Below are 17,815 nucleotides of genomic sequence, written 5' to 3' on the forward strand. Positions count from 1 at the left end.
CGTAGGTGCGACGTTGAACTGGTGAGGTACCCCGATCCTCCCACAGCGGCCGGTGGCGACGGCCGCCGTAGGATGCGGGGGACAGGTAGCGGCAGCGGCTTGATCGGAGCAGTAGACCAACGTGAGCGGCGAGAACTCTTCGGCGGACGACGTGCAGCGGGTGTGGGACGTCGTCGTGGTGGGCGCGGGTCCCGCGGGGGCCTCGGCGGCCTATGCGGCGGCGGTCGCGGGGCGGCGGGTGCTGTTGCTGGAGAAGGCCGAGCTGCCCCGCTACAAAACGTGCGGGGGCGGCATCATCGGCCCCTCGCGCGACGCGCTGCCCCCGGGCTTCGAGCTGCCCCTCCAGGACCGGGTGCACGCGGTCACCTTCTCGAACAACGGGCGTTTCACGCGTACCCGCCGTTCCCGGCAGATGATGTTCGGGCTGATCAACCGGCCCGAGTTCGACCAGCAGCTCGTGGAGCACGCGCAGAAGTCCGGCGCCGAACTGCGCACCGGCGTCACGGTGCAGCGCGTCGAACAGCACGGCTCGGCGGTGCCGGACCGGCGGACGGTCGCCGTGGTGCTGCAGGGCGGCGAGACGGTGCTGGCCCGCGCGGTCGTCGGCGCCGACGGCAGCGCCAGCCGGATAGGGGCCCACGTCGGCGTGAAGCTGGACCAGGTCGACCTCGGTCTGGAGGCGGAGATCCCCGTCCCGGAGACGGTCGCCGAGGACTGGAAGGGCCGGGTGCTCATCGACTGGGGCCCGATGCCCGGCAGTTACGGCTGGGTGTTCCCCAAGGGCGACACCCTGACGGTCGGGGTGATCTCGGCGCGCGGTGAAGGCGCCGCCACCAAGCGGTACTTGGAGGACTTCGTCGCCCGGCTGGGCCTCGCCGGGTTCGAGCCGAGCATCTCCTCCGGGCACCTGACCCGCTGCCGCGCCGACGACTCGCCGCTGTCCCGCGGCCGGGTGCTGGTCTGCGGCGACGCGGCGGGGCTGCTGGAGCCCTGGACCCGCGAGGGCATCTCGTTCGCGCTGCGCTCGGGCCGGCTGGCGGGGGAGTGGGCGGTCAGGATCGCCGAGGCGCACGACGCGGTGGACGCCCGGCGCCAGGCCCTGAACTACGCGTTCGCGATCAAGGCGGGGCTCGGCGTCGAGATGAGTGTCGGCAAGCGCATGCTGGCCGTGTTCGAGCGCCGCCCGGGCATCTTCCACGCCGCCCTCACCGGCTTCCGCCCGGCTTGGCGGGCGTTCCGGGACATCACGCAGGGCTCGACCTCGCTCGGCGAACTGGTCCGCTCCCACCCCATCGCCCAGCGCGCCCTGACCGCGATGGACCCGCGGCCGGCCGCTTCCGCGGAGGACCCGGCCGCGTCCTGAGGACGGCAGCCCCGGTGCCGGTGGTCACTTGCCGACGGTGATCCGGAAGACCGGGTGGTCGGCGGCGGCCGCGAGCAGTTCCTCGTCCGAGGAGGCGGCCGTCACCCCCGGGAAGTACTGCTTGACCTGCCATCCCCACTTCGCCAAGTAGGAGCGCAGCACCGGCAGCTTCTCCGCGTCGGGCAGCTCCACGGCGGTGAACCGGCTGACCGAGCGGCCGACCCGCAGCTCGCCGCCGCCGGCCACCCGCATGTTGCGCACCCACTGGGACAGGCCCCGCGCCGACACCAGGTACTGCCCGCCGTCGTGGCTGAGCGGGTTGACCGGGATGCGCTGCAGCGTGCCGCTCTTGCGGCCGCGCACGGACAGTTCGGCGCTGCCGGCGAAGCTGAGCCCGTGCCGCGCGAGCCAGCCGACGAACCCGTTCACGCGGACGCTCATCTGGCTGCCCTTGACGTAGTACGGCGTAGACGACGACATGGTGACCCCCACAGTTTGGGAGAGCGGTGCTCTCGCTTGGCTCCAGTGTGGGGGAGGTGACGGCGCAATGCAAGAGCGGTGCTCTCGTTTTTGTGCGCTGCTCACATTCGTGTGCAGCGCTCTTGCTCCGTGGCAGACTGGCCGGCATGAGCAGCGCACAGGGCGCCCGCGCGCGGGCCAGGATCGAAGTCACCGCCGCCATCAAGGACGAGGCCCGCAGACAGCTCGCGGCGGATGGCGCCACCAAGCTCTCCCTGCGGTCCGTCGCCCGCGCGCTGGGCATGGTCTCGTCGGCGCTGTACCGCTACTTCCCGAGCCGTGACGACCTGCTGACGGCACTGATCATCGATGCCTACGACTCCCTCGGCGAGGCGGCCGAGTCGGCACACGCCGAGGTCCCCGAGGCCGACCACATGGGCCGCTGGACAGCCGTCTGCGAGGCGGTCCGCGGCTGGGCGCTGGCCCACCCGCACGAGTACGCCCTGATCTACGGCTCCCCGGTCCCCGGCTACTCCGCCCCCGAGACCACGATTCCGGCCGCCGCCCGCGTGGGCCTGCTCCTCATCGGCATCCTCCGCGACGCCCACCTCGGCGCCGGGCCGGCCGACCTGCCGTTGCCCGCCGACCTGCGTCCCGACGCCGAGCGGATGGCCACCGACCTCGCCCCCGGCCTGCCCCCCGAGGCCGCGGTGGCCCTGGCGGCGGCCTGGGCCCAGCTGTTCGGCCTGGTCGGGTTCGAGCTGTTCGGCCAGTTCCACGGGATCGTCGAGGACCGGGAGCCCTTCTTCCGCCATGCGGTGACCCGGCTCGCCGAGGGGGTGGGCCTGACCCGTCCCTGACGGCTCCCCGGCCCATCCGTCGGCTGACGGCACCGCCCTACGACTCGGGGACCAGGACGACCTTCCCGGCCACCGTCCCCGACTCGGCCAGCCGCATCGCCTCCGCCACCTCGGTCAGCGGCAGCCGGGCGGCGACGCGCGCCGTCACCTCGCCGCGCCGCAGGGCGTCGAACACCTCGGTGAGATCGGCGCGCAGCCGGGCCCGGAACCGGTCCTTGCCGAGGGCGCGCCCCGCCCAGACATTGAAGAAGTACGCGTGCCGGCCGTTGGGCAGCGCGTTCCACAGCCACACCCGGCCGAGGATCCTCAGCACCGGCCACTGCTTGGAGCCGGTGTCGTCCCGGGTCGTGGCACTGCCGTAGGAGACGAGCGTCCCACCGGGCGCCAGCAGCCGCCAGGAACCGACGACGCTGCGGCCGCCGAGATGGTCGAAGACCGCGTCGACCCCGCCGGGAGCCAGCTCCCTCACGCGCGCCGGGACGTCCTCCGTGCGGTAGTCGACCGGGGTCACGCCCTGCTCGCGCAGGGCGTCGTGGTGCCGCGCGGACGCCGTGCCGATCACCCGCAGCCCGGCGGCGCGGGCGAGCTGGACCAGGACCGTGCCCACGCCGCCGTTGGCGCCGTGCACGAGGACCGTCCCTCCCTCGCGGACGCGGGCCTTCCCGTGCAGCATCTGCCAGGCGGTGATCCCGTTGACCACCAGCGTCTCCGCCTCCACCGCCCCGATCCCGGCCGGCACCTCCACCGCGTCGGCCGCGTCCAGCACCACGTGACTGGCCCAGCCGCCCACCTTGACCAGGGCGGCCACCCGCCGGCCGACGAGGCCGGGCGCGACGCCGGGGCCGGCCGTCAGGACGGTGCCGACCAGGTCGTAGCCAGGGACGAAGGGGAAGGGTGGCTGGTCGTAGTAGCGGCCCCGGCGCATCTGCTGCTCGGCGAAGGACACCCCGGTCGCCTCCATCCGGACCAGGATCTGTCCGGCGCCCGGAACGGGCACCTCCCCGCGGCGCAGCCGCAACCCCTCGGGCTCGACCACGCCCGGCAGGACGACCTCGACGAGCTCCTTGTTCTCCATGACGACCTCCGAGAAATGCCGGCTGGCAGCTGGACGCTAGAAAGCCTCGCTTGCGTTAGTCCCTATAACTAAAATGACGAGGTATGCTCCAGGTGTCAAGTGATAACCGTGAAGGCGAGGAGCGTGAACACGATGGCGGCAGGCCCCGCGAGCCCGCGCGCGCGGTACCGCACCCAGGTGCGGGAGGAGATCAAGGCGCGCGCCTGGGAGCAGATCGGCACGGCCGGGGCGTCGGGCCTCTCCCTCAACGCGATCGCCAAGGAGCTGGGCATGAGCGGCCCGGCCCTCTACCGGTACTTCGCCGGCCGGGACGACCTGATCACCGAACTGGTCCGGGACGCCTACCGCGACCTGGCCGGCACCTTCCGTGCCGCGGCCGGCACCGGCGAGGGACTGGCCGGACTCGCGCACGCCCTGCGCCGCTGGGCACTGGCGGACCCCCAGCGCTACTTCCTCGTCTACGGCACACCGGTCCCCGGGTACCGCGCGCCCGACGACATCACCGGCATCGCCCAGGAGATCATGGCGGCCCTGCTGGACGTGTGCGTGGCCGACGAGGAAGCGGACGACATGGCGGGCGGGCCCGGCGACCCGCTCGTGGCCCATCTCGCCGAGCACCGCGGCTGGGCCGGCGACCACCCGGCGCCGCCCGCCGCCCTGCGCCGCGCCCTGTCCTTCTGGACCCGCCTGCACGGAGTTCTGTCCCTGGAACTGGCCGGCCACTTCACCGGCATGGAGTTCGACCCGGAGCTGCTGTTCGGCGCCGAACTCGCCGGGCTGACGGGGAAGCGCTGAGGGCGCGGACGGCCGTACTCCACGGGGAGTATCCGTGATCACCCCGTCCGGCTGACGCCCGCGCGGCCCGGCGCCGTCTAGCGTGGCGGTCATGGAAGAGCAGCCCGGCCACGGCCCCGCGCGCTGGTGGCGCTACGGCCCCCCGTGGTCGCAGCACCCCGACGGCCGGGAGACGCGGCGCACCCGCCTGCCCTGGCGTTCCACCGCACTGCTCACCGCCTTCGTCCTCGTCGGCTCGAACTTCGCCGCGCACGCGCAGACGCACCGCCAGCCCCTGGACGGCTGGGCGCGCGTCCTGCTGCTCGCCGCCACGCTTCCGCTGCTGTGGCGGCAGCGCCACCCGGTGTCCGTCGTGTTCGGCGTCGCGGCGGCCACCCTGGTCTATCTGTGCGCCGGCTATCCGTACGGCCCGGTCTTCGTGGCCGTCGCCGTGGCCTGCGTCAGCGCCGTCGCCGCCGGACACCGCCGGGCCGCGTGGACCGCGGTCGGCCTGCTCTGGGCCGGCCACGCCGTCGTCGCCCTGTGGCTCTACCGATGGCTGCCGCCGTCGGACGACCCGGCGGCGACCCTGACCCAGGAGGTCGTCGTCGGCACCTGGGTACTGGCCGTCGTCGCGATCTCCGAACTGGCCCGTGTACGGCGCGAGCAGTGGGCACGCGAACGCGCGGACCGTGCCCAGGCGGCCCGGCGCCGCGCCGACGAGGAACGGCTGCGGATCGCCCGCGAACTGCACGACGTCCTCGCCCACAGCATCTCCGTCATCAACGTGCAGGCCGGGGTGGGCCTCGCCCTGCTCGACAGCGACCCCGAGAAGGCGCGCGAAGCGCTCACCACCATCAAGTCCGCCAGCAAGGAGGCGCTGGGCGAGGTGCGTCAGGTCCTCGACACCCTGCGCGCGCCCGGCGCCGCGCCGCGCGCTCCCGCACCCGGCCTGGACCGGCTGCCGGAACTCGTGGAGCAGGCGGCGGCCACCGGACTGACCGTGCGGGTCGAGGGCGAGCCGCCCCGGCTGCCGCCCGGCGCCGACCTCGCCGCGTTCCGCATCGTCCAGGAGGCGTTGACCAACGTCGTACGGCACTCCGGTTCCCGGCACGCGCGCGTGCGGTTCGAGCACGACGGGGACCGGCTGCGGCTGCTGGTCGACGACGACGGTCCCGCGACCGGGGCGGACGCCGGCGGCAGCGGTAACGGGCTGGCCGGAATGCGGGAGCGGGCCGCCGCGCTCGGTGGCACCATCGAGGCGGGCCCGCGCCCGGACGGCGGCTTCCGGGTGCTCGCCGTACTGCCGTCGCACACCAGGGAGGACCAGTGATCCGCGTACTGCTCGCCGACGACCAGTCGCTCGTGCGGGCCGGCTTCAGGGCACTGCTCGACGCGCAGCCCGACATCGAGGTGGCCGGGGAGGCCGCGGACGGCGAGGAGGCGCTGCGCGCGGTGCGTGAACAGCGGCCCGACGTCGTCCTGATGGACATCCGCATGCCGCTGCTGGACGGACTGGCCGCCACCCGGAAGATCACCGGGGAGCCCGGTCTGGCGGACGTGAAGGTGGTCATGCTCACCACCTTCGAACTCGACGAGTACGTCTTCGAGGCGATCCGCTCCGGCGCCTCCGGCTTCCTGGTGAAGGACACCGAGCCGGCCGAACTGCTGCGCGCGGTACGGGCGGTGGTCCAGGGTGACGCGCTGCTGTCGCCGGGCGTCACCCGCCGACTCATCGCCGAGTTCGCGGCCCGCTCCAAGGAGCCCGCGGCGGCGGACGCCCTCGCCGGGCTCACCGAGCGGGAGCGGGAGGTGATGGCCCTGGTCGGCATCGGCCTGTCCAACGAGGAGATCGCCCGCCGCCTGGTGGTCAGCCCCCTCACCGCCAAGACCCATGTGAGCCGCACGATGGTGAAGCTGGGCGCCCGCGACCGCGCCCAACTCGTCGTCCTCGCCTACGAGTCGGGGCTCGTGCGCCCCGGCTGGCTGGGCTGAGCTCCGGGGCTCGGCCGAGTGGCGCGGCTCGGGCGGCGGGCCCGGGTCAGCTGACCGGCCCGGCTCGCCCACCGGCCCGCCGGAACCGCACCAGCACACTGACCACCCGGGCCGCGAACAGCAGGGCCCCGAGGGCGAGTCCCAGGCGGACCAGCACCGCCTCCAGCAGGTGCGGAAGCGCGAACAGCAGCGCCGGCCCCGCGACGGCCCCGAACACCACGGCCGCCGCGAAACCGGCGCTGAGCAGCGCGTATCCGATCTCCACCGTCGCCGCGTCCTGCTCGGCCTTGCGGCGCCGTCCCCCGTATTCGTCCATCGGACCAGTGTCACAGGGGCGCGCCCGACGGGGCAACCGGCTGCCGCTGGGCGGGGGTTCCGCGCGACCGGCGTCAGTCGTGGACGGGCACCCGCTCGACAGGCGTCTCCTCCGCGGCGGACCGGGCGACCACGACCGACGGTGTGGCGGGGCGGCTGCGCAGGCCGGGGAGGGTGATCAGCAGGCCGGCCACGGCGATGCCGGTGACGACCATGAAACCGGGACGGTAGCTGTCCAGGACGCCCTGGGGGGTGGCGTGCGCGGGCGCCGCCGCGGTGACCACGGCCGTCACCACCGCCAGGAAGACGGCGCCGCCGACCTGCACCGAGGTGTTGAGCAGCCCCGAGACCATGCCCTGTTCGTGGTCCTCGACGCCGTTGGTGGCCTGGATGTTGAGCGAGGGGAAGACCAGTGCGCAGGCCGCCCCGATCAGCAGCATCGACGGCAGGATGACCGCCGCGTAGACCGGGTCGAGGTCGACGCGCAGGAACAGGGCGTAGCCGAGCACCATCAGGGCGAAGCCCGCACCGATGAGACGCGGGGTGCCGAAGCGGTCGACGACCGCGCCGACCTTCGTCGACGACACCGCCACCAGCGCGCCCGCCGGCAGGAACGCGAGCGCGGTGTGCAGCGCCGACCAGCCGAGCAGGGACTGCATGTACAGCGTGGTCAGGAACTGGAAGCCGACGTACGACCCGAAGAAGGCCACCGCGCCGAGCTGGGCGCGGACCTGGCTGCCGGAACGCAGCACCCCGAGCCGGACCAGCGGGCTCGGCGAACGCCGCTCGACGAGGACGAAGGCGGTCAGCAGGACCGCGACGGCCAGGAACGACAGCAGCGTGCGGGCGGACGCCCAGCCGTCCTCGGGTGCGCGGACGACGGTGAACACCAGCAGCAGCATGGAGGCGGTGCCGAGGATCGCGCCGGGGATGTCGTACCCGTCATGGTTCTTCTCGCGGGCGCTGCGCGGCAGCAGCTTCAGGCCGGCGGCGAGGGCGACGAGGGCGATGGGCGCGGGCAGCAGCATCGTGAAGCGCCAACTCGCCTCCGTCAGCAGGCCGGACAGCACCAGGCCCATGGAGAAGCCGGTGGCCGCGCAGGTGGTGTAGATGGAGAGCGCGCGGTTGCGCAGCGGACCCTCCGGGAACGTCGTCGTGATGATCGACAGGCCCGCCGGCGCCGTGAAGGCCGCGCTGAGGCCCTTGATGAAGCGGCTGGCGATCAGCAGCGGACCGGAGTCGACCAGCCCGCCCAGCAGCGAGGCGAGCGCGAAGACACCGAGGGCCACCAGGAACACCTGGCGCCGGCCCAGCAGGTCGGCGGTGCGCCCGCCGAGGAGGAGCAGCCCGCCGTATCCCAGGATGTAGCCGCTGACGATCCACTGGAGCGTCGACGTGGACAGGTGGAGGTCGGAGCCGATGGAGGGCAGAGCGACGCCGACCATCGACACGTCGAGCGCGTCCAGGAACATCGCGGCGCAGAGCACCAGCAGCGTGCCCCAGAGCCGGGGGGTCCAGCGCCCGGCCGAGGAGGGTGCGGCGGGAGTGGTGAGCGGAGAGGTCATGCCGCAGACACTACATGCGCATGCATGAAATGCAAACGCATTTAATTACGATGCAACAAAGCGCTTTCTCTGCTACGGTGCGCTCATGGCGGCGAACAGGGCCGAGCAGGCGCTCGTGGAGCAGTGGCGGGACATCCTCGCGCTGCACGCCCGTACCCAGTGCGAGCTGGACCGGGTACTGCACGGACACGGCCTGTGCGCCAGCGACTTCGAGGTGCTCGACCTCCTCTCCGAGGGCGTCGCCGCCGACGGCGGCTGCGCCTACCGCGTCCAGGAGATCTCCGAGCGGATCCATCTCAGCCAGAGCGCGCTGTCCCGGCTGGTCGGCCGCCTGGAGAAGGACGGCCTCGTCGAGCGTGCCATGTGCCCCGAGGACCGCCGGGGCGTGCGGGTGGCCCTCACGGAGAAGGGCCGCACGCTGCACGGCAGGGTCCTGCCGGTACAGCGCGCGGCGCTGGCCCGGATGCTGGCGGAGACCTTCTAGTACGGCACCCCCGCGTGCCCCCGCTCTGCGGGTCCGTCAGCCAGTCGGTCCAGCAGGGAAAGCAGGGGGAAGGTGTCGACGCCGGGACGGTGCCGGGCCAGCAGATCGCGGACGTGCTCGGTCACGCGCCAGTCGTAGCCCAGGGACTCGATGGCGCAGCGCACGCTCGCGTACCGGGCGCCGGGATTGCCGGCCCGCTGGACCTGGAGCCAGGCGTCCAGTTCGCTCAGGAAGGTCCCCCTGTCGATGTGATCCCGCGTGACGTGCCCACGGGCGGTCCGCCGGCGCTCGCGTGCGACCTCGTTGAATCCGTACAGCTCCAGGCTGACCTCCTCCGCGTCCGCCAAAGTGGCCGGGCGCGTGCTCAGCAGGCCCCGGGCGAGGCGGTTGTGCTCCAGGGCCCGTGACAACGGCAGGCTCCACACCCGGCCGCTGCGGTCGGTGAGGGGGAGCGCGCCGGACCTCGTCAGACAGGGGCCGCGCAGACCGGCGGCGGCCGCGGCGAGCAGGGTGCTTGCCTCCGACGGGTGCCAGCGCAGGACGTCCGCCGCCCACGGGGGAAGGGTGGGGCCGAGGCCGCTGCCGGCTCCGGGAAGGCGGCCCAGAAGGGTTTCCTCGGGCACTTCGCCGTCGAGGCCGGGGCCGGTGACGTGGACGGTGGTGCGGACACCCGCCAGGTGGCATGCCGCGAGCGCGAGCGCGTCCAGCAGGGGGCTGGCGAGGGTGGGTTCGTCGCCGTGGGCGAGGACGTCGCCTCCCACGTCCACGACGTGGACGCGGTCGGTGCCGAGTGCGCGCGCGGTCCGCGCGATCCGATCGGCGAGGCCCTCGACTCCTTCGTGGGGGTCGAGGAGCGCGAGGCGGGTGGGCAGGTGCCCCGCGAGCCGGGGCAGGGTGGAGGCGCGTGGTGCCACCGGCCTGGTGCCGGTGGTGACGAGCGCTACCGGCAGGGAATCGTGGTCGAGGCCGGTGAAGTCGTGTGCGGCGAACGGCCCCGGAACCGGATCCACGCTGGGACGCTCCCAGCCGTAGGTGAGGACGACCGCGTCGGCCCCGGCGCCCAGGCTCGCGTGGACGAGTGCGGTGCCGACCGGGTCACCGCCGCCGCCCGCAGCGATGAACAGCTCCGTCACGAAGCCGCTCGCGCGGTACGGATGCCCGAGATGCCGAGCGTCGTGCCCATGTGCTTCCGGGCGCGCTTGTTCTGCTCGTGCAGGCGCTCGTAGTACTCGCGGTCGAGCTGGACGACCGTGTCGGAGAAGAACATCCAGGACAGGATGTCGCGGTACTTGAAGCCCCGCGGGGTGAGCTGGACGCGACGGCCCAGGCGGCGCAGGAGTCCGGTCTCCTCGGCCGCGTCCAGGACCGGCTCCCACAGGTGAGCCTTCTCTTGGTAGCCGAAACGGTCCAGCTCGGCGAGGTCGAGGTCGAAGGTGTCCAGGACGAGGCGCTTGCGGATCAGTTCCTCGTCGTCGAGGACGAAGCCGGTGACGGGCCGCAGGGTGTGGGCGCCGGCCCGGCGGATGTATTCCGCCACTTCGGACATGGACGGTTTGACGGAACCCATCATGTAGTCGAGGACACCGGTGTAGGAGCGGGCACCGACACCGAGGCCGAGCAGCGGCACGCCGTGGAAGGTGAGCACCTTCTGCCGGTAGCCGCCGCGGCCGAGCTTCTTGTAGCGGACGGAGCCCTCCTGCACGTAGCCGTGGTCGGTGAAGACCTGGCGCGCGTAGTCGTAGCGCTCGTACAGGTTCGGCGACTGCGCGTACTGGTAGGCGCCGGTCCGGGAGAACCAGGCGTCCGGTCGGACGGTCAGGAAGTACGTGCTGATCGTGGTCGGTTCGAGCTTGGCGAGCTCGTCGACGGACGTCCGCCACGTCTCGTCGGTCTGGCCGGCGAACCCCATGATGAGGTCGGTCGACAGGTCCGGCAGACCCTTGTCGTGCACGATCTCGACGGCCCGGCGGATGACCCGCTCTCCCGCCTGGCCCCGGCCGGCTTCACGGATCTCCTTCGGTACGAGGGACTGGATCCCGATGTTGGCCCGGGTCAGGCCGAGTTGCAGCAGGCCCTCCAGGGTGCCGGGATCGCTGACGATCGAGTCCGGGGTGGCCTCGATCGCCACTTCCTCCACGGTGGAACGCCAGTTGGGGTACACCTCGTCCAGCGTGCTGAACAACTGCTCGAAGTGGCGCAGGGACAGCAGGCTCGGGGTACCGCCGCCGATGTAGACCGTGCGCAGCCGGCGGGCGCGGATGATGTCGGCGTGGTCGCGCAGCTGCGTGCAGAGCGCGTCCATGTACGCCGTGTAGACGTCCGCGTCCTCGCTGATGACGGTGTACAGATTGCAGAAGCCGCACTTGTAGCGGCAGAAGGGCACGTGCAGATACAGGTTCAGCTCCGGGACCTGATACAGGCTCAGGTCCTGCTCCCAGACGTCCTCGACGGTCCACTGGCCCTCCAGCGGCCGGTAGGCGGAACGGGACGGATAGGAGTAGTTGTACGGCGGGATGACGCCCTGTCGGATGTAGTCGGTGAGCTGTGCGGCGTAGCCGGTCACGCGAAGTGGCCCCTCTCGTGCACGTACGACGGCTGGGTCGCACGAAAGTCAATCCGCGACCGGCGGCGTTCATCCAGGTCCGGTTTCCACGAAACCGGGGGGCCGTGGGAGCGCGCCCTCCTGTGGGATGGTCCGAACTCCTGTGGAGTGGTCGCTTCCGCAAAGCCGGGCCCCTAGGATCCGGGCCCCGGCCGGGGCTGGAGGTTGCTACAACGGTTGTCGTGAAATCGCCGTCTCGATCTGGTTGTTACGTTCATGGCCCGGGCCCGCCGGCTGCGGTCTACTGCGCGGCGTGAAAAGGATCCTGCTGATCGAAGCGCTCGCAAACTCAGGCCCCTATCTGCTGGACGCCGCCCGCTCACTCGGCGCACACGTCTTCGTCGCCACCCACGAGGACGTCTGGGAGAGCTACCCCGCCGCCCTGCGCGAGAAGATCCACGGCACCGTGTTCACCGACCTCACGGACCCGCACCGGGCACTGTCGGATCTGACCGCGTTCGCCGGGACGACGCGGATCGACGCGGTGGCGGGCTGCTGGGAGTTCTTCACACCGCTCGTCGCCCACCTGGCGAGCCGCCTGGACCTGCCCGGCAACGACCCCCTGCGGGCCCAGGCGTGCCGGAACAAGGCGGACATGGCGCGGGCCTTCCGGACGGGCCGGGTGCCCGCGCCGAGAACCGTCAGCGGGTACACGACCGCTGAGGTGACCCGTGCCCTCGACCGCCTCGGCATCGGCTTCCCGATCGTCGTCAAACCCGCCGAGCAGGGCGGCTCCTGGGGCGTCAGCGTGGTCACCGGACACGAACAGCTCGACGCCGCCGTACGGCACGCCCAGTCCTGGCCGGTCGCCGCCCCGCACGGCCTGGCCCTGGACCAGCGCGTCCTCGTCCAGGAGTACGTCCCCGGGCCCGAGTTCAGCCTCGACACCGTGGTCCGGCGCGACGAGTACTTCCACCTGCCCCTGGTCGAGAAGCACACCACGGACGGCGCCTACCGGGCCGAGACCGGACACACCTGCCCGGCGCCGCTTCCGCCCGCCACCCTCACCGCGGTCCGGGCGGCGGCCGAACGTGCTCTGCGGGCGCTCGGCATCCGCAACGGCGTCGCGCACACCGAACTCAAGATCCCGCCCGAGGCCGGCCCCACCGTCATCGAGGTGGGCGCACGCCTGCCGGGAGACCACCTCGTGGACGTCGTCCGCCACGCCTCCGGCATCGACGAGGCCCGGGCCTACCTCCAGGCCGTCCTCGACGAGAAGCCGGACGTACCCGAGCCCCGGGAAGGGGCGTGCGCGATCCGCTTCCTCACCCCGCCACGGGCGGGCACCTTCCGCGGCGTGACCCTCCCCGGCCGGCCCGACGGCCTGATCGGCCGGCACATCACCACCGAGCCCGGCGCCACCGTCGGCGGCGCCCACGACAACTCGGCCCGCCTCGGCCATCTGGTGTTCACCGCCCCCACGCCCTCCCAGGTCAAGGCGCACGCCGCCCACGTACTGGCCCACACCCGCATAGAAGTGAGCTGACATGCAGCGCATCGCCTTCCTCCGGTCCGCCCACATCAAGCGGGCCGACCCGTACATCCATGGCATCGCCCCCGTACTGACGGCGCTCGGCGCCGAGGCCCGCCTCTTCCACACCCACGCCGACTGCGACTGCGATCCCCGGCTGTTCCCGGGGACGATCGAGCGGCTCGACCCCGCCGCGGCCCCGGACGAGTTCGTCGCGCGCGTGCGCGCCTGGGGAGCGGACGCCGCCGTGTCCATCTCGCTGCCGGACGAGAACGCCCTGCGCGACGCGGTCGTCAAGGCCAAGCTGGAAGCCGACGGTGTCCGCACCGTCATGACGCCCCTCGCCGCGACGCGCGTCCTGTGCGACAAATGGGAGACCAAACGGGTCCTGAACGCGCACGGCCTCCTCACCCCGCCCGGCGTCCTGGTCGACAGTGACCTCCTCAACGGCCGGGCGCTGCCCGTCCCGGCCTACCCGGACGCCGTCCGCCTCGCCGCCCACGACCTGGGCCATCCCCTCCTGGCGAAGCCGCTGTGGGACTCCACCAGCATGGGCATCGAGTTCCTCCCCGATCCGGCCTCCCTCGACCGCTACCTGGCCGCCCGTCCGGCGGCGCACGCCGTCCTGGAGAAGTGCGTCACCGGACGGCTCTGCTCGGTCGACATCGTCGGCGCCGGAGGCCAGTACACGGTCATGCCCCTCGTCTGGACCGGCACCGCGGGCGGCCCTCCCGCCTTCACCTTCGAGGACCTGCGATACGTCGACCCCACCCAGGGCGACGACTTCGCGCCCACCGCCCGGCGCCTGGTGGACCTGTGCACGGAACTCGGCGTCGAGGGGTCGGTCAACGTCGACATGATCCACGCCGACGGCGAGTACCACGTCCTGGAGATCAACCCCAGGATCGGTGGCGCCACCACGCTGTCCATCGCCGCCAGCGGACTCAACACCTTCGTCGCCCTCCTCGCCATCCTCGACGGCACCTGGCCCACCCGCACCGAGGCGCCGGCCGAGCGCCTCGCCGTCGAATGCCTGACCGCGAACCCCACCCCCACCCTCCTCGACGAACTCGGCGCCCGCGTCGACCTAGTCACCTGCCACGACCTGGTCATCGACGGCCACGACCACGGCGGCATCCTCACGTTCACCGTGGAACCGGGCGACGAGCGCCGGGTGCTCAAGGAACTCACCGAGCTGTGCGCGCAGACCGGCTTCATCCCGGCTCCCATGCTCGACAAGATCCGCCGCCTCCTGACCCGCGCGGCCCGGTGAGCATCCCCGCGGGCAGGCGCCCGGCGCGCCACAGCGAGCCACCGGACCGTGGCCGTCGCCGAGCCGTACGCCCGGAGGGCCGCCGTGACCGTCGCCGTGCCCCACTCCCGGACGGCCGCCGGGGACGGCGGGCGCGGGCCGGGCTGCCCGACCTCACCGGAGCGGGCCGCCTCGTCGCCGCCCACGCGGTCGACAGCCTCGGCACCGGGCTCGTCTTCGCCTTCACCGTCGTCTACCTCACCCACACCACCCACCTCCCCCTCGACCGGATCGGGGCGGCCCTCACCGTGGGGAACCTCCTCGCGCTGCCCGCCCCGGCACTCGGCGGCGTCCTCCTCGACCGCCTCGGCCCGAAGAAGGTCGTCGCGCTCGCCAACCTCGTCTGCGCCGCCGGATTCGCGGCGTTCCTCGCGGTGCGCCCGGCGTGGCAGATCAGCCTCGCCTACTTCGTGGTGCAGGCCGGTATCAACCTGTACTGGACCGCCGCCCGTAATCTGGTCCCCCTGGCCTGCGTGCCCGGCGAGGAGCGCCTGTGGTTCGGGTTCATCTCGTCCCTCCGCAACCTCGGCATCGGCGCCGGCGCGGCCGCGTCCGCGCTCGCCCTCGCCGTGTTCGGACCGGACAGCCTGTCCGCCCTCATCGCCGTGAACGCGGGGACGTTCCTGTGCGCGGCGCTGTTGTACCTCACCTGGAAGCCCGCGAGGGGCTCAGCCAGGCCGGACACCACCGGCCCCGCCGACGACGGGGGCGGGGCCGTACGGCGGGGGACCTGGAAGGACGTGGCGCGGGACGGCCGCTACTTGCTGCTCGTCGCGGCCAACCTGGCCTTCGTCCTCGCGCAGATGGTCCCCCCGGTCCTGCTCGCCGTGTACGTCACCGACACCCTGCACGCGGGCGCCTGGATCCCCGGCACCCTCCTGGTCGTCAACACGGTCGCCGTCGCCGTCCTCACCCCGGCCATCACCCGGCGCTCGGCACGGCACGGCCCGGACCGCGCGATCGCCGGCGGGTTCCTCGTCGCCGTCGGCTCCTTCGGCCTGTTCGCCGCACCCCTCGCCTGGACGGGCGCGCCCGCCTGGGCCGTGGCGGCCGTCCTCGCGGCGGCGATGCTGCTGTTCACCCTCTCCGAGATCCTCAGCTCCCCCGCGCTCAACGAACTCTCCGTCGCCTGCGCTCCCGCCCGGGGCAACGGCCGGCACCAGGCCGCCTTCCAGCTGTCCTGGTCCATCGGCGGCGCCGCCGCTCCCGTCGTCCTCACCGCGCTGCTGAGCCGGCAGCCCGCCCTGCCCTGGCTGCTCCTCGCCCTCCTCAGCGTGCTCGCGGTCCCCGCCGCCCGCGCCCTCGCCCCACCCGACCCGGAGGAACCCCAGCCGTGAACCTCACCTGCGTCCACGACATCGGAGACGTCCCCGCCGCGGAGTGGGAAGCCCTGGACACCCCCGCCGGTCTCTACCTCTCCCACCAGTGGCTCGCCGCCCAGCAGCGGGATCCCACCGCCCAGGTCCGCTACGCCCTCGTCCGCGACGAGGGCCGGCTGGTCGCCGCGGCGCCGATGTACGTCGTGGACACGGAACCCAACGACCTGTACCGGGTGCACGAACTCGTCGCCGACCGCGCGCCGGCCAGGACCCTGCTCGCGGGGGCCCGCCGCGGCTACCTCAACGGCCCGCTCCTGCATCCCGGTCTCAGTCCCGGCCGACGGCGCGCGGCGCTGCACCGGCTGGTGGCAGCCGCCGGTTCGCTCGCCGCCGCCCACGGGGCGCGGCCCTGGTGGCTGTACGTCACCGACCCGGCCGCCAGCGAACTCGCCGACGTGTGCGGCACCGAGCCCGTACAGGTGGGCCACGACGCGCGCATCCCGCTGCCCGGCACCACGTTCGACGACTACCTCGCGGGCCTGCCCTCCAAGCGGCGCGTCGCCGTCCGCCGCGAACGCCGGGCCTTCGAGGAAGCCGGGTACGAGCTGCGCACCCTGCGACTGTCCGAGTGCGCCGATGCGGCCGGCTCGCTCCTCGCCCGACTCCAGGCGCGTCACGGCCACGCGGCCGACCCCGACGCCATGGCCCGGCTGCTGCGCGACCAGGCGGACGGCATGGCCGACAGCGGGATCGTCCTCGCCGCCCACGCCGACACGCACATGGTCGCCTTCAGCCTCTTCTACCGCCACGCGGACACCGTCTGGCTCCGGGCCACCGGCTACGACTACGCCCGGCTGCGCGCCGCGCACGAGTACTTCAACCTGGTCTACTACCTTCCCATCGAGCACGTCTACGCCCACGGCGCGACCGCACTCCACGTCGGCATGGAGTCCCTCCGGGCCAAGGCCCTCCGGGGAGCGGTGATTTCCCCGCTGTGGGCGGTGGAAGGGGCTTGAGGGCAGCGAGAGCGGGACGCTAGATCTGCGAGGTCTCCCGCCACAGGTCGGCCAGCGCGCGGTCACCGGTCACCTGGGGCACCGTCGCCCTGTTCCACAGAGCCAGGTACAACTGGTCCGCCGGTCCGGACAGTTCGGCCTCTGCCTCCTCGGACGCGTCCCGCGAGGTCACCGGCGGCTCGGCCGACAAGCGTACGGTCCACACCGCGTCCGGACCCGCATCGGTCGCGCGGACGCGCAGCACGCGCGGCGTCTTTGTCCGGACCCGGCTCCTGGGGCGGGCGTGGAAGCCGCGCAGCAACTCGTCGATGCCGTCGGCCGCGAAGTCGGTAGCGACAGGGGCCGGTGTGTCGCCCCGCGCGGCCTCGGCGTCGTACCGGTGGACGGTGGTCTCGTGCGCCTGACGCCGGGTCCAGAACGTCAGCGGCGAGGGGCAGGGCGCCGGATGGAAGGTCCAGCAGTCCAGGTCGGCCGGTGCGGCGGCCAGCGTGTCGACCAGCCGGCGGTGACCGTCCCGGTACCAGCCGATCAGGTCGGCGCCGTCCAGGTCCGGGAGGTCACCGGCCGGGCGGGGCGCCGTGTGCCCCTCGGCGACGAGGTCGGTGGCCCACCGGTGCACCGCGCCCGTGTGCCTGAGCAGATCCCGCACCCGCCATCCCGGGCACGTCGGGACCTCGGCCCCGGTCCCCGCCTCCTCGGCGGCTCCGCCCAGCAACCGCCCTTCCTGATCCAGCGTCTTGAGGAACTCAGCGGTCTCCATGGAGCAGAGTCTGCCGGACGAGCGGGCCTGAGGACGATTCGATGTAAGGGAGCCCCGCCGGCCATGGTGCGGCGCGTGCCGGCTCACGATGGGGCGCAGTTCGTATCCGCGTGCCAGGTAGCGCGGTTCGGTGCCCCCCCCCGCGGCACGACCCTCGGGCCCGTCGTGGTTGCTCGCGCAGTTCCCCGCGCCCCTAAGGGGCGCCCCCAGCGGGCCGGTGCTGCCGCACCCCAACGACGGCGCGATGGGCGCGGTGAACGGTCCGAGCGGTCACCCACAGCCCGCACCTGACAAACAACCGCACCACCCCCCAGGGGCGCGGGGAACTGCGCGCCCAGCCCCGCACGGGTCGCACGTCAGGCACAACCGCACCACCCCCAGCCGTGGCGTACAGTCCCGGTCCCGGATCCGCCGGGCCGTGCCTCAGGCGGGCCAAGCCTTGGGC

17 protein-coding genes are annotated in these 17,815 nt (G+C 73.0%); 10 read left to right on the top strand and 7 right to left on the bottom strand.

Going from position 1 to position 17,815, the window contains the following annotated elements; translation table 11 throughout:
• The first annotated feature begins 121 nt into the window (after window positions 1–121).
• The gene (locus tag ABZ854_RS14970) at window positions 122–1,363 is read left to right on the top strand and encodes a geranylgeranyl reductase family protein (protein ID WP_361209752.1); all 1,242 of its coding nucleotides are present in this window, start codon (window positions 122–124) and stop codon (window positions 1,361–1,363) included.
• A 24-nt stretch (window positions 1,364–1,387) separates the two neighbouring features.
• On the opposite strand, the gene ABZ854_RS14975 is transcribed toward ABZ854_RS14970, so the two are convergent.
• A complete protein-coding gene (locus ABZ854_RS14975) occupies window positions 1,388–1,843 on the bottom strand; it encodes a nitroreductase/quinone reductase family protein (protein WP_361209755.1) in 456 nt (151 codons plus the stop codon).
• Window positions 1,844–1,989: 146 nt separating this feature from the next.
• Between ABZ854_RS14975 and ABZ854_RS14980 the strand changes: the two genes are divergently transcribed.
• Window positions 1,990–2,682 (top strand): TetR/AcrR family transcriptional regulator, encoded by a 693-nt coding sequence (locus ABZ854_RS14980; RefSeq protein ID WP_361209758.1) that lies wholly within the window; start codon window positions 1,990–1,992, stop codon window positions 2,680–2,682.
• 37 nt (window positions 2,683–2,719) lie between these two features.
• Here ABZ854_RS14980 and ABZ854_RS14985 read toward each other — a convergent pair whose 3' ends face one another.
• A complete protein-coding gene (locus ABZ854_RS14985; protein ID WP_361209761.1) occupies window positions 2,720–3,757 on the bottom strand; it encodes a medium chain dehydrogenase/reductase family protein in 1,038 nt (345 codons plus the stop codon).
• 132 nt (window positions 3,758–3,889) lie between these two features.
• Here ABZ854_RS14985 and ABZ854_RS14990 point away from each other — a divergent pair, with 132 nt between their 5' ends.
• From ABZ854_RS14990 to ABZ854_RS15000, 3 genes are all read left to right on the top strand, one after another.
• Window positions 3,890–4,552: a TetR/AcrR family transcriptional regulator gene (locus ABZ854_RS14990; RefSeq protein WP_361209764.1), complete on the top strand. Its 663-nt coding sequence runs from the start codon at window positions 3,890–3,892 to the stop codon at window positions 4,550–4,552.
• Window positions 4,553–4,643: 91 nt separating this feature from the next.
• On the top strand, window positions 4,644–5,864 hold the full coding sequence (locus ABZ854_RS14995; RefSeq protein ID WP_361209767.1) for a sensor histidine kinase: 1,221 nt from the start codon (window positions 4,644–4,646) through the stop codon (window positions 5,862–5,864).
• Window positions 5,861–6,526 carry a response regulator transcription factor gene (locus ABZ854_RS15000; protein WP_129310991.1) on the top strand — a complete coding sequence of 222 codons (666 nt, stop codon included), beginning with the start codon at window positions 5,861–5,863 and terminating at the stop codon, window positions 6,524–6,526. The genes ABZ854_RS14995 and ABZ854_RS15000 overlap by 4 nt, the downstream gene beginning before the upstream one ends.
• Window positions 6,527–6,572: 46 nt before the next feature.
• Here ABZ854_RS15000 and ABZ854_RS15005 read toward each other — a convergent pair whose 3' ends face one another.
• Window positions 6,573–6,842, bottom strand: coding sequence for a DUF6332 family protein (locus tag ABZ854_RS15005; RefSeq protein WP_361209770.1), 270 nt, complete (start codon window positions 6,840–6,842; stop codon window positions 6,573–6,575).
• Between the two features lie 73 nt (window positions 6,843–6,915).
• Window positions 6,916–8,406 carry an MFS transporter gene (locus ABZ854_RS15010; protein WP_361209773.1) on the bottom strand — a complete coding sequence of 497 codons (1,491 nt, stop codon included), beginning with the start codon at window positions 8,404–8,406 and terminating at the stop codon, window positions 6,916–6,918.
• An 85-nt stretch (window positions 8,407–8,491) separates the two neighbouring features.
• On the opposite strand from ABZ854_RS15010, the gene ABZ854_RS15015 reads away from it, so the two are divergent.
• Window positions 8,492–8,890: a MarR family transcriptional regulator gene (locus tag ABZ854_RS15015; RefSeq protein ID WP_361209776.1), complete on the top strand. Its 399-nt coding sequence runs from the start codon at window positions 8,492–8,494 to the stop codon at window positions 8,888–8,890.
• Here ABZ854_RS15015 and ABZ854_RS15020 read toward each other — a convergent pair.
• Together ABZ854_RS15020 and ABZ854_RS15025 are read right to left on the bottom strand one after the other, a co-directional pair.
• Window positions 8,887–10,023 carry a DUF1152 domain-containing protein gene (locus ABZ854_RS15020; protein ID WP_361209779.1) on the bottom strand — a complete coding sequence of 379 codons (1,137 nt, stop codon included), beginning with the start codon at window positions 10,021–10,023 and terminating at the stop codon, window positions 8,887–8,889. The two genes, ABZ854_RS15015 and ABZ854_RS15020, sit on opposite strands and share 4 nt — an antisense overlap.
• Window positions 10,020–11,453, bottom strand: coding sequence for a radical SAM protein (locus ABZ854_RS15025; protein WP_361209782.1), 1,434 nt, complete (start codon window positions 11,451–11,453; stop codon window positions 10,020–10,022). Before ABZ854_RS15025 ends, ABZ854_RS15020 begins: the two co-directional genes overlap by 4 nt.
• 292 nt (window positions 11,454–11,745) lie before the next feature.
• Between ABZ854_RS15025 and ABZ854_RS15030 the strand changes: the two genes are divergently transcribed.
• From ABZ854_RS15030 to ABZ854_RS15045, 4 genes are read left to right on the top strand one after another with little or no spacing between them, the layout of a single operon-like run.
• The gene (locus tag ABZ854_RS15030; protein WP_361209784.1) at window positions 11,746–12,978 is read left to right on the top strand and encodes an ATP-grasp domain-containing protein; all 1,233 of its coding nucleotides are present in this window, start codon (window positions 11,746–11,748) and stop codon (window positions 12,976–12,978) included.
• A 1-nt stretch (window position 12,979) separates the two neighbouring features.
• The gene (locus ABZ854_RS15035; RefSeq protein WP_361209787.1) at window positions 12,980–14,236 is read left to right on the top strand and encodes an ATP-grasp domain-containing protein; all 1,257 of its coding nucleotides are present in this window, start codon (window positions 12,980–12,982) and stop codon (window positions 14,234–14,236) included.
• Window positions 14,233–15,612: an MFS transporter gene (locus ABZ854_RS15040; protein ID WP_361209790.1), complete on the top strand. Its 1,380-nt coding sequence runs from the start codon at window positions 14,233–14,235 to the stop codon at window positions 15,610–15,612. The genes ABZ854_RS15035 and ABZ854_RS15040 overlap by 4 nt, the downstream gene beginning before the upstream one ends.
• Entirely contained in the window at window positions 15,609–16,610 is a 1,002-nt protein-coding gene (locus ABZ854_RS15045) for a GNAT family N-acetyltransferase (protein WP_361209793.1), read from the top strand. Before ABZ854_RS15040 ends, ABZ854_RS15045 begins: the two co-directional genes overlap by 4 nt.
• Window positions 16,611–16,629: 19 nt before the next feature.
• On the opposite strand, the gene ABZ854_RS15050 is transcribed toward ABZ854_RS15045, so the two are convergent.
• Window positions 16,630–17,370, bottom strand: coding sequence for a maleylpyruvate isomerase family mycothiol-dependent enzyme (locus ABZ854_RS15050; RefSeq protein ID WP_361209796.1), 741 nt, complete (start codon window positions 17,368–17,370; stop codon window positions 16,630–16,632).
• Window positions 17,371–17,815 lie beyond the last annotated feature (445 nt).

Origin of the sequence: Streptomyces sp. NPDC047028, from assembly GCF_040644095.1 — a bacterium.
Taxonomy (GTDB): domain Bacteria; phylum Actinomycetota; class Actinomycetes; order Streptomycetales; family Streptomycetaceae; genus Streptomyces.

What these genes read in the sequence shown, in the direction of transcription:
- ABZ854_RS14980 (WP_361209758.1), top strand. Translation starts at nt 1,990, where the DNA reads ATGAGCAGCGCACAGGGCGCCCGCGCGCGGGCCAGGATCGAAGTCACC.
- ABZ854_RS14995 (WP_361209767.1), top strand. Translation starts at nt 4,644, where the DNA reads ATGGAAGAGCAGCCCGGCCACGGCCCCGCGCGCTGGTGGCGCTACGGC.
- ABZ854_RS14985 (WP_361209761.1), bottom strand. Translation starts at nt 3,757, where the DNA reads ATGGAGAACAAGGAGCTCGTCGAGGTCGTCCTGCCGGGCGTGGTCGAG.
- ABZ854_RS15010 (WP_361209773.1), bottom strand. Translation starts at nt 8,406, where the DNA reads ATGACCTCTCCGCTCACCACTCCCGCCGCACCCTCCTCGGCCGGGCGC.
- ABZ854_RS15005 (WP_361209770.1), bottom strand. Translation starts at nt 6,842, where the DNA reads ATGGACGAATACGGGGGACGGCGCCGCAAGGCCGAGCAGGACGCGGCG.
- ABZ854_RS14990 (WP_361209764.1), top strand. Translation starts at nt 3,890, where the DNA reads ATGGCGGCAGGCCCCGCGAGCCCGCGCGCGCGGTACCGCACCCAGGTG.
- ABZ854_RS15015 (WP_361209776.1), top strand. Translation starts at nt 8,492, where the DNA reads ATGGCGGCGAACAGGGCCGAGCAGGCGCTCGTGGAGCAGTGGCGGGAC.
- ABZ854_RS15035 (WP_361209787.1), top strand. Translation starts at nt 12,980, where the DNA reads ATGCAGCGCATCGCCTTCCTCCGGTCCGCCCACATCAAGCGGGCCGAC.
- ABZ854_RS15050 (WP_361209796.1), bottom strand. Translation starts at nt 17,370, where the DNA reads ATGGAGACCGCTGAGTTCCTCAAGACGCTGGATCAGGAAGGGCGGTTG.
- ABZ854_RS14975 (WP_361209755.1), bottom strand. Translation starts at nt 1,843, where the DNA reads ATGTCGTCGTCTACGCCGTACTACGTCAAGGGCAGCCAGATGAGCGTC.